Annotated in this window: 10 protein-coding genes; 5 read left to right on the top strand and 5 right to left on the bottom strand. The window is 71.6% G+C overall.

The window, feature by feature from the left end:
* Window positions 1-12: 12 nt before the first annotated feature.
* Window positions 13-1,062 carry a zinc-dependent alcohol dehydrogenase gene (locus ACI7BZ_RS08170; protein ID WP_414116661.1) on the bottom strand — a complete coding sequence of 350 codons (1,050 nt, stop codon included), beginning with the start codon at window positions 1,060-1,062 and terminating at the stop codon, window positions 13-15.
* Between the two features lie 64 nt (window positions 1,063-1,126).
* On the opposite strand from ACI7BZ_RS08170, the gene mdoH reads away from it, so the two are divergent.
* Window positions 1,127-2,965 carry a glucans biosynthesis glucosyltransferase MdoH gene (gene mdoH / locus ACI7BZ_RS08175; protein ID WP_414116663.1) on the top strand — a complete coding sequence of 613 codons (1,839 nt, stop codon included), beginning with the start codon at window positions 1,127-1,129 and terminating at the stop codon, window positions 2,963-2,965.
* A 9-nt stretch (window positions 2,966-2,974) separates the two neighbouring features.
* Here mdoH and ACI7BZ_RS08180 read toward each other — a convergent pair whose 3' ends face one another.
* The 3 genes from ACI7BZ_RS08180 to ACI7BZ_RS08190 form a co-directional block, all read right to left on the bottom strand.
* Complete coding sequence (locus ACI7BZ_RS08180) at window positions 2,975-3,544, bottom strand: DinB family protein (RefSeq protein ID WP_414116664.1); 570 nt, start codon at window positions 3,542-3,544, stop codon at window positions 2,975-2,977.
* A gap of 292 nt (window positions 3,545-3,836) precedes the next feature.
* On the bottom strand, window positions 3,837-6,350 hold the full coding sequence (locus tag ACI7BZ_RS08185; protein ID WP_414116665.1) for a carbohydrate-binding family V/XII: 2,514 nt from the start codon (window positions 6,348-6,350) through the stop codon (window positions 3,837-3,839).
* A 109-nt stretch (window positions 6,351-6,459) separates the two neighbouring features.
* Window positions 6,460-6,744 carry a hypothetical protein gene (locus ACI7BZ_RS08190; protein WP_414116666.1) on the bottom strand — a complete coding sequence of 95 codons (285 nt, stop codon included), beginning with the start codon at window positions 6,742-6,744 and terminating at the stop codon, window positions 6,460-6,462.
* Window positions 6,745-7,054: 310 nt separating this feature from the next.
* On the opposite strand from ACI7BZ_RS08190, the gene aqpZ reads away from it, so the two are divergent.
* The 4 genes from aqpZ (at window position 7,055) to purN (ending at window position 10,827) form a co-directional block, all read left to right on the top strand.
* Window positions 7,055-7,744, top strand: a complete 690-nt coding sequence (gene aqpZ, locus ACI7BZ_RS08195) for an aquaporin Z (protein WP_414116667.1) — start codon at window positions 7,055-7,057, stop codon at window positions 7,742-7,744.
* Between the two features lie 395 nt (window positions 7,745-8,139).
* The gene (locus tag ACI7BZ_RS08200; protein WP_414116668.1) at window positions 8,140-9,036 is read left to right on the top strand and encodes a hydrogen peroxide-inducible genes activator; all 897 of its coding nucleotides are present in this window, start codon (window positions 8,140-8,142) and stop codon (window positions 9,034-9,036) included.
* Between the two features lie 64 nt (window positions 9,037-9,100).
* On the top strand, window positions 9,101-10,174 hold the full coding sequence (gene purM, locus ACI7BZ_RS08205; protein WP_414116669.1) for a phosphoribosylformylglycinamidine cyclo-ligase: 1,074 nt from the start codon (window positions 9,101-9,103) through the stop codon (window positions 10,172-10,174).
* Window positions 10,171-10,827, top strand: coding sequence for a phosphoribosylglycinamide formyltransferase (gene purN, locus ACI7BZ_RS08210; RefSeq protein WP_414116670.1), 657 nt, complete (start codon window positions 10,171-10,173; stop codon window positions 10,825-10,827). Before purM ends, purN begins: the two co-directional genes overlap by 4 nt.
* Window positions 10,828-10,926: 99 nt before the next feature.
* On the opposite strand, the gene ACI7BZ_RS08215 is transcribed toward purN, so the two are convergent.
* On the bottom strand, window positions 10,927-13,050 hold the full coding sequence (locus tag ACI7BZ_RS08215; RefSeq protein WP_414116671.1) for a molybdopterin-containing oxidoreductase family protein: 2,124 nt from the start codon (window positions 13,048-13,050) through the stop codon (window positions 10,927-10,929).
* Window positions 13,051-13,098 lie beyond the last annotated feature (48 nt).

The raw sequence follows: 13,098 nt of genomic DNA on the forward strand, positions 1-13,098 counted from the left end.
CTCCCCTGCCGGTTACCCGCTGGTAGCGCAAATGGGCGCGGCGCGGAACACGCCTTGTTCCGGGTATCGCACCACGGTGGCGATGCCCTGCGCGCCGGCAGCGAGGATACGGGGCAGCGCCTGCGGCAGATCAGCAAATGCCACCTCTTCGGTGATGAGGGCGTCGAGCCGGGGGTCGGCGAGGAGGGCGAGGGCGGCTTCCAGCCGGCGCCGGTGGCTCCAGCGCGGGCGCCGGGCGGGGCTCACCATGCCCACCTGGGAGGAGACGATCTGCAGCCGCCGGTGGTGGAAGGCACCGCCGAGGCCGATTTCCACCCGCCGGTCGCCATACCAGCTCATCTCCACCACCCGGCCTTCCTCGCCGCAGCAGCCGATGGCGCTCTCCAGGCCCGCCCCGGTGCCCGAGGCGTGGAACACCAGATCGGCATCGGCCAGGCCTTCCGCCGTGGGGGCGAAGGCGACGCCGAGGGCCGCCGCCGTCGCGGCACGGGCCGGGTCGCAGTCCACCGCGGTCACCTGCGCTCCGGGCAGGCGGGCGCACAGCCGGGCCACCAGCAGCCCCACCAGCCCGGCGCCCACCACCACGATGCGGTCGCCGGGACCGGCCGCGCCGTCCCAGACCGCATTGAGGGCGGTTTCCATGTTGGCCGCCAGGGTGGCCCGCCGCGGCGGCAGCCCTTCGGGCAGGGGCACCAGGCGATCGGCGGGGGCGAGGAAACGGTCCTGGTGCGGGGCGAGGGCGAACACCATGCGGCCTTCCAGCCCCGCCGGGCCACGCTCCACCCGGCCGACGGCGCAATAGCCGTATTTCACCGGGAACGGAAAGTCGCCCTCCTGCATGGGCGCGCGCATCCGCGCGCCATGGACGGGATCGTTCAGCCCGGCGAACACGAGGCGCTCGGTACCGCGGCTGATTGCGCTCCACAGGGTGGTCACGCAGGCCATGGCGTCGTCCGGGGCGGGCAGACGCTCGGGCCGCAGCGCCGCGGTGCCCGCAGCCATGTACCACAGGGCCTGCGCATTTACCGGGTCGAGACATATTGACGCATCGCGGGCGGTCATGCCTTCGCTTTCGTATAGGGCTCGAGGCGCCCCGGCGGGGTGCCGGCGACACCGGGAGCTATGCATGTCTTCGAGGGCCGGTCCACCGCCGCATCCCGCTTCGTCCACGCCCCTGGCCCCCGCCGACGTCACGCCCGCAATCCTGCAGTCTCTGGGAGGGCTGCGGCGGCGCCGGCTGTTCATGCTGGTGGCCAACGCCGTAACCCTGGCGGCGGTTCTGGCGGCGGTGATCCGGCTTGGCGCTTCTGGCGGCTTTTCCGCGGCCGACGCCGCGCTGGTGCTGTGCGCCCTTGCCATCACGCCCTGGAATGCCATCGGCTTCTGGAATGCCGCGGTGGGCCTGGTGCTGCTGCACGCGCGCCGCGGCGGGGTGGAGGCGGCGGCCCCCTTCCTGGTGCCACCGCCGGAGCAGGGGCCGCTTTCGGCCCGCACCGCCGTGCTCATGACCGTGCGCAACGAAGACCCGGCCCGCGCCCTCGCCCGCCTGAGGGCGGTGAAGGCGGACCTCGACGCCAGCGGGCAGGGGGCGCTGTTCGATTTTCACGTGCTCAGCGACACCTCGTGCCCGCAGATCGCCGCGGCGGAGGCGGCGGGGGTGGCGGCCTGGCGCGCGCAGGAGGGGCGAGAGCGCATCTTCTATCGCCGCCGGCCGGAGAATACGGACTTCAAGGCCGGCAACATCCGCGATTTCTGCCGCACCGCCGGCGCGCGCTACGATTTCATGCTGCCGCTGGATGCCGACAGCCTGATGGGGGCCAAGACCATCCTGAAGATGGCCGGCATCATGGCCGCCCACCCGCGCCTCGGCATCCTGCAGAGCCTGGTGGTGGGCCTGCCGGCCCGCAGCGCATTCGCGCGCATCTTCCAGTTCGGCATGCGCCACGGCATGCGCTGCTACACCCTGGGGGCCACCTGGTGGGCGGGGGATTGCGGGCCGTTCTGGGGGCACAATGCGCTGGTGCGCATCGCCCCGTTCCGCGACTTCTGCCACCTGCCGCACTTGCCCGGCGCGCCGCCGCTGGGCGGACCCATCCTCTCCCACGACCAGGTGGAGGCGGTGCTGATGCGCCGGGCCGGCTACGAGGTGCGGGTGTTGCCGGTGGAATCCCAGAGCTACGAGGAGAACCCGCCGGCCGCCACCGATTTCGTCGGGCGGGATCTGCGCTGGTGCCTGGGCAACCTGCAATATCTGCGGCTGCTCGCCCTGCCGGGCTTCGCCGCTGGCCTGCCGGCCATGAGCCGGTTCCAGCTGGTGTGGGCCATCCTCATGTTCGTGACGGTGCCGGCACATGTGCTGCTGCTGGCGGTGCTGCCCCTCGCCGCTTTGGAGGCGGGGCAGGCGGCGGATTATCCGGCCGGCCTTGCGGCGGGGCTCTACGGGGCCATGCTGGCGCTGGCGCTGGCGCCGAAGCTGGCCGGCGTGGCCGATGTGGCGCTGACGCGGGGCGGCGTCGCCGGCTATGGCGGGGCGGGGCGCTTTGCCGTGTCGGTGGCGGTGGAGACGGTGTTTTCCTTCCTGCTCGGCGCCATCACCGCCATGGCGGTGACGCTGGAGATGGGCCGCCTGCTGCTGGGCCGGGCGCGCTCCGGCTGGCGGGTGCAGGCGCGGGACGGGCATGGCGTGTCCTGGCGCAGCGCGGCGGCCGCCTTCTGGCCGCAGACGGTGTTCGGCCTGGCGGTGGCGGCGGCGCTGGCGGCGGTGTCGCCGCTGCTGCTGGTGTGGGCGGCGCCGGTGCTTGCGGGCTATGTGCTGGCGGTGCCGTTCACGGTGGCCACCGCGGCGCCGCGCCTCGGTGCGCTGGCGGTGCGGCTGGGCCTGTGCGCCGTGCCGGAGGAGCGCGCGCCCACCGCCGTGCAGCGCCGGCTGGCCGGCGCCGATGCGCCCCTGCGCGCGGCGGCCTGAGGCGGCGCGTCAGCCCGCCGCCTCCCGCTGGAAGGCGATGAGATCGAGGCAGGGGGCTGCCTCCCGCCCGCCCAGCAGGGTCAGCAGCGCATGAGCCTGCCCGCGATGGTGGGTCTGGTGGTTGAACAGATGGTCCAGCGCGCTGGCGAGGCTCTGGCGGAACACCCGGCCGCTGCTGTTGGCATAGCTGATCTCGGCGGCAAGGCGCTGCGCATCGAGCGTGGCGGTGAACGCCGCCAGCCGCGCCTCCTGCTCCAGCCGCAGCGGCGCCAGGGCGGCGAGGGTGGGGGCGAGAAGGGTGTCGAGGGCGGGCTGGGGCTCGTCTTGCGCCGCGAAGCGGGCAAGCCAGATGCGGTCCGTCACCACCAGATGGTTGAGGGTGGCGGTGAGCGAGCCGAAGAAGGCGCCGGCCGGCCGCGCGCAGGCCGCCTCGCCGAGGGCTGCGGCGGCATCATGCAGGCGCCGGTTGGCCCAGGCGTTGTAGGCCGCAAGGCTGCGGTAGCTGCGAAGGGCGAGGTCGGCGCCGCCGGTGGCGGGGGACGTTGGCGGGCGGGTGTGGGGGCTGGGGTCCGGGTTCATGGCCTCTCTCTCCGCCCGGGGATTCCGGGGCGCGGCAGGGGCGTGGCGAGGGGGCGTGGCGAGGGGGCGGACCCGGCGGCGGGTTGGCGGCGGGTTGGCGGCAGGAGAGCTGCGGCGGGAGCGCCGCGGAGGGTCCGGCGCGGGAGCAGGTCCGGCGCAGGGCGTGCGGAGGCCAAGGCATACCGAGCCGAGAGCGCCCGGGCGGATGGGGCCTGCCGTTTTGGGCGACCCGCGATGGATCAGCCGGCCGGGCTGCGCTGCACCCCGGCCGGAGATTGCCGTGTCCGGCAGGTCAGCGGCGGAAGCCGCCGCCGAAGCCGCCGCCGCGCATGCCGCCGCCGAAGCCACCGAAGCCGCGGTCGAAGCCGCCCGAGCCGTAGTGGTCGCCGCCGAAGCTGTCGCCCCGGCCGAAGCTGTCGCCGCCGAAGCCGTCACCGCCATAGCCGGAGGTGCGCTGCTGGCCCCAGGAGCGGGCGCGGTTCTCTTCGTCGAGGTGGCTCGTATCCGCGCTGCGGTCCATGTTCTGCCAGCCGGAGCCGGTGTTCTTGCTCCAGCCGCCGTCGTCGGTGTGCTTGTAGACGTTGCCGTCGTGGTCGACCATCACGTTGCCGTTGTTCCAGGCGGCCGCCGTGTTGGTGTGGGCATCGGCGGCGACGCCGCGGCTGTCCACGTTCACGTTGCCATGATTGTCGGTGATGGCGGTCTGCGAGGCGTGGGCGGTGCCGGCGGTGGGGTTGACGCCCGCCGATTCCCGGCCGGCGGCGGCATCGCCACGATAGACATTGCCCTCGGCCCCGGCCCGGGAGGCCCCGGCCGCGCCGGTGGCCGGATTGTAGCGGGCATTCTCGCGGCCCGCCGCCCAATTGCCGGAATAGGGGTTGAAGCCGGCGGCGGAACGGCCGGTGAAATTGGTGCCGTTGGCCGTGGTGCCGCGCCAGTCGCGGCCCGACCAGTCGGTGCCGTTCCAGGTGGTGCCCCAGGCGTGGTTCACCGTGGCGTTGCCGCCCCAGCGGCCATAGAGGTTGGTCTGGTTGATGTTGGTATAGCCCCAGTGGCCACCCCAAGGGCCGTAGGGGCCGTAGGGACCGACGGGACCCCACGGGCCATAGGGGTGCCAGTACGGCCCCCAATAGGGCCCGACCGCGGCGCCCCAGCCCCAGCCGGCGGCGAAGCCGAAGGCGAAGCCGTCCACCGCGCCCAGGGCGAAGCCGGCGCCCAGGCCGTAGGTGACCGGGCAGGAGAGCCAGTAGGTGCCCACATATCCCGGGCAATAATAGCCGGTGCCGTAGACCACCGTGCCGCCGGGGGCCACCACCACGCCCATGTAGCCGGGGGTATAGCCCACCACCACCGCGTCCGGCGTGGTGGCGTAGATGCGCACATAGGTGACGTAGTGGAGCGGCGAGGACACCGGGATGGTGTAGATCACGTCCGGCACCACGTCCGCCACCCGCCACGGACCCAGAGGGCCGCCGGCGACGAACCAGATGCCGTTGTTCACCGCATAATAGCGCTGGGCATCCAGCTGGATCACCGGGGTGGGCGAGTTGATGGCATAGGACAGGGCGGTGCCGGCGATGGGCGCGAAGCGCGGGTTGCCGTCATAGGTCACGGCCAGCTGAACGGTGCGCTTCACGCTGGCGGTCTGGGGAATGGTGGCGGCGATGGCCGCCTCCTTGGCCTGCGGCGTGCCCGCCACCGAGACCAGCACGTTGGCCTTGGGGTCCTTGGGGTTGATCCGCGCGAAGTCCTTCGGCAGGGCGTCGCTCGCCACGAAGGCCCACGGCCCCTTGAGGTCGGCGGCGCGGAACCAGCGGCCGGAGATCAGCACATAATAGGTGTTGCTTGTGGTCTCCATGAATACGGCATGGTCCGCATTGTTCATGGTGAGCAAATTGGTGCCCGCCACCGGCAGCATCTGCGGCTGGCCGTCGGTCTGGATCAGCTCCGTCGGCCGGGTGGTGACGAGGATGGCCGGGGGCGGGGTGATGGGCTTGCCGTCCTGGTTCAGCAGCGGATCGGCGGGGATGGCGTCGGTGGCGGCCTTGGCGGCGGCGGTCAGCGCGTCGGACACCTTCGGCGTGACGATCCAGCTGCCCGAAAGGGAGGTGGATTCATACCAGGTGCCGGCCGCCTGCAGGTGGTAGGTGCCGGCCATGTCGAGCAGCAGCAGCGGACGGGTGTTGATGACGCGCTGGAAGCCCGTGACCCCGGTGATGGGGCGCAGGGACGGGTCGCCGGAAATGGGTACGAGCACGGTGGTGGTGGTGGCGAACAGAATCTGCGGCGGGGTGTTGTCCACCGGCTGGCTCTTCAGCTTGGCCAGTTCCTGGTTCACCGCATAGCTCGCCTGGAGCTGGTCGAGGGGAACGGTGATGCCCTCCGCCGGCAGGCGCGACTGGAGCGCGGAGCGGATGAGGCTCGCCTTGTCGGGGGCGGTGGGCACTTCCGCGCCGTCGATGGTGAGGGTGGCGAAGTGAACGATGCCGGCGGGCTTGTCGATGGCCACCCGGGCGCTGAAGCGCACCATGCCGTAGGTGGGCGCGCCGGACTTCGGGCCGATCGCCACCGCGGCGCGGCCGGCCATCTGGTCGCCGTTCCAGCTGTCGATCTGCGGCTGGTAGAGCTGGAGCAGCTGGTCGCCGCCAAGGTCGAAATCGCGCGGCCACGGCGTCGGCGCGGCCTGTCCCGCCGGCTGGGCGGCGGCCTGGGGTGCCGGCGCCTGCTGGGCCTGACCCTCGGAATTCCAGACCAATGCAGCGGCAACGAGCAGCGCCGCCGAGGCCCCTGTCCAAAGTCGCGTCATCCAGATCCTCCCTGCCCACCGATGCACCGGGGGTGTGCGGAAGCCCTACCATGTTCCGCGGCAAGCGTCAGCGGGTCTGTGGTCACGTCTTTCGGGGCGCCGGCGCGGCTCAATCGGGGCGCGCACAGGTGCGCCGCCACTTCAGGCGCGGCCCGTCCGGCGTGTCCATCCACACCTTGCGCAGCGGGCAGTCCGGCCCGTAGGCCGCGGGGGTGGCGGCCGCCGAATCCCACAGCCCGCGCCAAAGATAGGGCGGCTTTTCCGCTGTCGTGGCCGGGGATGCGAAGGTGGTCGCGGACGTGCCGGCGGGAAACGCCCGCACCAGGCCGGCGCCGATGGTGGTGGCCGCGACCAGCGTGGCGCCGGCCATGACGATGAGGGACGAGGTCTTCATGGGTCTTCAGGCTCCCGGGGCGGCGACCTCCCCCTGCCGGCCCGGGGGGCGGCCGGCGGAGGGAAGTCCCGACGTTGCGGACGAGATAGGGTGCGCCGGCTGAACCGGCACTGGCCCCGCCGCTCAGGAAGCGTTCATCTTTTCGGGAGGTAGCGTCTTCCCCAATGCCCCGTTGCCCACCGCAAAGCTCGGCCGGCGGGCGTTTCGCGCAGGGGGCGGGCTTGATCTTCGCCGCAACCCGACTAACCCTTGAAAGGGCGCCGGGCTTCCGCTGGGGGGAGACGAGCGCGCGCTCTTTGGGGAGAACGGCATGAACAAATATGTCGCCGAGTTCCTGGGTACCGCCGTACTTGTTCTATTCGGCTGCGGCTCCGCCGTGCTGACGGGCTACGGGAGCGCGCCCATCGGCATGCTTGCCATTGCTTTCGCCTTCGGCCTTGCCGTGACCTCCATGGCCTATGGCATCGGCCACGTGTCCGGCTGCCACATCAATCCGGCGGTGACCATCGGCGTGTGGGCGGCGGGGCGCCTGCCCACGTCGGAAGTGCCGATGTACATCATCGCGCAGGTGCTCGGCGGCATCGCCGGGGCGGCCATCCTGTTCGTCATCGCCTCCGGCAAGCTCGCCGGCTTCGATGTGGCCACCGCCGGGCTTGGCCAGAACGGCTGGGGCGAGGGCTATATCGGCGGCTACGGCCTCGGCGCGGCCATCGTGGCGGAGCTGGTGGGCACCTTCGTGTTCCTGGTGGTGATTCTCGGCTCCACCTCCAAGGCCGGCATCACCCAGGCGGCGGGCCTCGCCATCGGCCTGTCGCTGGTGATGATCCACATCGTCTTCATCCCCGTCACCGGCGTGTCGGTGAACCCGGCCCGCTCCATCGGCCCGGCGCTGTTCGCCGGCGGCAAGGCCATTGGCCAGCTGTGGCTGTTCATCGTGGTGCCGCTGGTGGGCGCCTATCTGGCCGGCCTCTTGTTCAAGCTGAAGGTGCTGGAGGACTGATCCCGCGCCGCAGGCCGGCAAAAGAAAGGGGATGCGCCGGAGCGCATCCCCTTTCCGCGAGCCCGACGATTTGACCGCTCAACCGCCTGGCTGTTCTCCACCGGATGCCGCCCGCGCCTGCCTTCAGGCGCCGGAGCTTCCGGCCTGTTCTGCTGCTGCGCAGCCCGCGCGGCACACCTTCCGCACGGATCTCCCCGGCCGCGGCCCGGCGGCCCGCCGGGGGCAGGCGGACCGCCTTTGCGCGGTTGGCGTCCGGGCCTCGGGGCGGCGCTCCCGCATATCTTCCCGACACACAGGATCGCGGCCCGGCGCGCAACGTGGGCACAGCATGGGCGGCTTTCGTCATCAGCACAAATCAGATTGAATCCGCTTTTTGATCAGTTAATCTGATCATTATGCTCTCCACCCGCCAGCTGCGCTATTTCGAGGCCCTCTCCCGCCACCTCCATTTCGGCCGGGCGGCGGAGGAGTGCGCCGTCACCCAGCCGGCCCTGTCCATGCAGATCCGGGAGATGGAGGAGGTGCTGGGGGTGCGGCTGGTGGAGCGCGGGCGGGCCGGGGTGCGCCTGACCGCGGTGGGGGAGGAGGCGGCGGAGCGGGCGCGCGGCGTGCTCTGCGCCATCGCCGACATGGAGCGCACCATCCGCGACCGCAGGCGCCTGCTGGAGGGGCGCCTGCGGCTGGGCGTCATCGCCTCCATCGCCCCCTATCTGCTGCCGCGCCTTCTGCCCGAGATGGCCCGCCGCTATCCGGGGGTGGAAATCGCCCTGCGCGAGAGCCAGACCGAATATCTCGTGGCCGAGCTGGCCCATGGCGACCTCGACCTGGTGGTGCTGAGCCTGCCGGTGGAGCACCCGGCGCTGGACTGCGCCGCCCTGTTCGAGGACGCCTTCGTCCTCGCCGTGCCCGAGGCCTCGCCGGACTTTCCCGGCGACATCGCCGCCGCCGACCTGATCCTCGCCGACCACCTGCTGCTGCTGGAGGATGGCCATTGCTTCCGCGACCAGGCGCTGAACGTGTGCCGCAAGGTGGATGAGAAGCGGCTGCGCCGGTTCGGCGCCTCCAGCCTCTCCACGCTGGCGCAACTGGTGGCCAACGGGCAGGGCATCACCCTTCTGCCGGAAATGTTCGTGGCGTCCGAGGGCGGGCGCATTGCGCGGGTGCGCCTGCTGCGCTTTCCCGACCCCGTGCCCACCCGCACCATCGGCCTCGTGTGGCGCCGCACGCTGCCCTACCGGGAGGATGTGGAAGCGGTGGCGGCCATGATCAAGGAATGCCGGTGGGGGGCCTGAGGGCGCACGCCGCCTTGCTTTGCCCCGCATTCGAAGCTAAGCCCCGCGCAGGCAAGAGGACCCCATGGCTCAGGACGGACTTTCCTACCGCGACGCGGGCGTTGACATTGATGCGGGCAACCGCCTCGTCGATCTCATCAAGCCGCTGGTCAAGGCCACCGCGCGACCGGGCGCGGACGCGGACATCGGCGGCTTCGGCGGCGTGTTCGACCTGAAGGCGGCGGGCTTTGCCGATCCGCTGCTCATCGCCACCACCGATGGCGTCGGCACCAAGCTGAAGATCGCCATCGACACCGGCGTGCACGACACCATCGGCATCGACCTGGTGGCCATGTGCGTGAACGACCTGGTGGTGCAGGGGGCCGAACCCCTGCTGTTCCTGGATTATTTCGCCACCGGCCGGCTGGCGCCGGAGGTGGGGGCGCACATCGTCGCCGGCATCGCGCGGGCCTGCAAGGATGCCGGCTGCGCCCTCATCGGCGGGGAAACCGCCGAGATGCCGGGCATGTACAAGGATGGCGACTACGACCTCGCCGGCTTCTCCCTCGGCGCGGTGGAGCGGGGCGACCTGCTGCCGCGCGCCGGCATCGGCCCGGGCGACGTCATCCTCGGCCTCGGCTCCCACGGGGTGCATTCCAACGGCTATTCGCTGGTGCGGCGCATCGTCGAGCGCTCCGGCCTCGCCTGGACCGACCCCGCCCCGTTCGCCCCCGGCCACACCCTGGGCGCGGCGCTGCTGACCCCCACCCGCCTCTATGTGAAGAGCGTGCTCTCGGTCATCCGCTCCACCGGCGCGGTGAAGGCGCTGGCCCACATCACCGGCGGCGGCATCACCGAGAACCTGCCGCGGGTGCTGCCCAAGGGCACGCTGGCGCGCATCGACCTGTCCAACCTCATGGTGCCGCCGGTGTTCCGCTGGCTGGCCAGCGTCGGCGCCGTGGCGCCGGAGGAGATGCTGCGCGCCTTCAACTGCGGCATCGGCATGGCCGTGGTGGTGCCGGCGGAGGAGGAGGAACGGGTGGCGGACGCCTTCGCCGATGCGGGGGAATGCGTGGTGCGCCTCGGCGTGATCGAGCCGGGCGAAGGCGCCGCGCATGTCGCCTATGACGGGGCGGCGGACTTCGGATTTTCGCAATGAGCGCACATCCCCGGCGCACCGCGGTGCTCATCTCCGGCCGCGGCTCCAACATGGCCGCCCTGGTGCGCGCGGCCCAGGCGCCCGGTTTCCCTGCGGAAATCGCCTTGGTGCTCGCCAACCGCGCCGACGCGGCCGGGCTGGATTTCGCCCGCGCCCACGGCATTCCCACCCTGGTGCTGAGCCACAAGGATTATGCCGACCGCGTGGCCTTCGACGCCGCGCTGGATGCGCACCTGAAGGCCGAGGGCATCGAGATTGTCTGCCTCGCCGGTTTCATGCGGCTTTTGACGCCATGGCTGGTGGAGCGCTGGCGCGACCGCATGATCAATGTGCACCCCTCCCTGCTGCCCAGCTTCAAGGGCCTGCACACCCATGAGCGGGCGCTGGAAGCGGGGGTGCGGGTGCATGGCTGCACCGTGCATTTCGTGCGCGCCGAGATGGACGAGGGGCCCATCATCCTGCAGGCGGTGGTGCCCATCGAGCCCGACGACACGCCCGATGTTCTCGCCGACCGGGTGCTGGCGCAGGAGCACGTGATCTATCCCAAGGGCCTGGAACTGCTGGCCTCCGGCCGGCTGACGGTGGCCGACGAGCGGGTGCAGATCGCGGGCGCCCGGGGCGGCCTGCCGCCTTTGGTTGTGCCGGGGGTGTAGAGCCTGATCCGATCAGGTTGAATCAACCTGATCGGTAAAACGTTCTCTAGGGCGGTGAACCGCCCTCTCACGTATTGAATAGAGCCGCATGGGCGCTCCTCAGGCGGCGCCCATGCGGGAGATGCGCACCCGATTGTCGTGGAACGCCGCCCCGCCCACCGGCGCCACCGGATCGGCACCGGTGAGGGTGTTGATACCGCGCCCGCCGCGATGGGCGCGGGCCGGCTGGATCTGCTCGGAGACCACCACGCCGCGCCTCAGCCCGTCGAACAGCCGCGCCCTCAGCTCGACCCGCCCGCGCGGGTTCTCCACGGCCACGAGGTCGCCCTCCGAGACGCCCAGCACCGCGGCGTCCTCGGGGTGGATCAGCAGGGAGGGTTCACCCTCCCGCGCCGCCGAAGTGGGCGTCTCGGTAAAGGTGGAATTCAGGAAATTGCGCGCCGGCGCGGTGACGAGGCGGAAGGGATAGGCGTCGGTGGCCTCCTCGATCACCGCCCAATGGTCGGGCAGGGCCGGCATGTCCGCCACCGGGCCGAAGGTGGCGGGGGCGGGAAAGGCCGGGTTCGCCCAGTCCGCCGCAAAGTGGAAGCGCTTGTCGCCATGGCCGAAGCCGTCGAGGAAATGGGCCCGCCGGAAGCCTTCGCCCACATGGATGAAGCGGGCCTCTTCCAGCGCCTCCAGCGGCGGGCGGGCGCTGTCGCGCAGGGTGCGGTCGATCAGCTCGCGCGCCGACATGTGGAAGCCGGGATGCTCGGCGCCCAGCCGCTGCGCCAGTGCGCAGACCACATCGTGGTTGGAGCGGCACTCGCCGGGCGGCTCCACCAGCTTCGGGCCGAGCTGGATGTGGGCGTGCCCGCCGGCCTGGTAGAGGTCGTCATGCTCGGTGAACATGGTGGCGGGCAGCACGATGTCCGCCATGCGCGCCGTATCGGTCATGAACTGCTCGTGCACGGCCACGAACAGGTCGTCGCGGGCAAAGCCGCGCCGCACCTTCTCCTGCTCCGGCGCGATGGCCACGGGATTGGTGTTCTGGATGAGGAGCGCGGCCACCTTCGGCCCGCCGGCCAGCGCCTCCGCCTCGCCCATCAGGATCGGTCCGATGCGCGACTGGTCCAACTGGCGGACGGTGGGATCGAGCCGGTCGAGGCCCTCGATCAGGCTCTTGCGCCAGCCATAGGTGCCCGAGAGGGAATGCAGCGCCCCGCCGCCCTCGTGCTGCCACGCCCCCGACACCACCGGGATGGAGGCGACCGCATGCATGTTCACCGCGCCGTTGCGGCTGCGGGAGAAGCCGTAGCCGATGCGGAAGAAGGCCCGCGGGGTTGTGCCCACGAGGCGTGCATAGGCCTCGATCTGAGCCACCGGCAGGCCGCAGATGGCGGCGGCCCAGGCGGGGGAGCGGGGGCGCAGGTGCGCCTCCAGCGCCGCGGTGTCGCGGGCGTAGCGTTCCAGATAGGCCCGGTCGGCGAGGCCGTCGCGGAACAGCACATGCATGACGGCGCAGGCCAGGGCCCCGTCCGTGCCGGGGCGGATGAGCAGGGGAATGTCCGCCTGCTCCATGGTGGGGGTGCGGTAGACATCCACCACCGCGATCTTCGCCCCCCGCTCCTTGCGCGCCCGCACCGCGTGGGTCATCACGTTCACCTGCGTGGCTACGGCGTTGGTGCCCCACAAAGTGACGAGATCGGACACCGCCATCTCCCGCGGATCGACGCCGGAGATGCGGCCGGCGCCGGCCATGTAACCGCTCCAGGCCGGGGCGACGCAAACGGTGGCGAAGAAGCGCGAATAGCCCTTGGCATGGGTGAGGCGGTTGATGCCGTCGCGCATCACCAGGCCCATGGTGCCGGCGTAATAATAGGGCCACACCGATGGCGCGCCGTGGGTGCGCTCGGCGGCGGCAAGGCCTTCCGCCACCCGGTCCAGCGCCTCGTCCCAGGAGATGCGGGTGAACTGGCCCGAGCCCTTCGGGCCGGTGCGCAGCAGGGGATGCAGCAGGCGGTCCGGGTGGTTCGCCCGCTCGGCGTAGCGGGCCACCTTGGCGCAGATGACGCCGGCCGTATAGCTCTGGTCCTTCGCTCCCCGCACCCGGCCGATGCGTCCGTCGGCGCCGATGTCCACCTCCAGCGCGCAGGTGGAGGGGCAGTCGTGCGGGCAGGTGGAGGCCCGGGTGGCGACGGGGCGGGATGCGGCGGGCGCGGCGATCGGGGCGTGGAGGGTCATGGCGGCAAAATAAAGGGGACGACGTGCGCCGTCGCCCCCTTTGTGCGT

This window comes from Xanthobacter sp. AM11, assembly GCF_047444035.1.
In the GTDB taxonomy this organism is placed as follows: domain Bacteria; phylum Pseudomonadota; class Alphaproteobacteria; order Rhizobiales; family Xanthobacteraceae; genus Xanthobacter.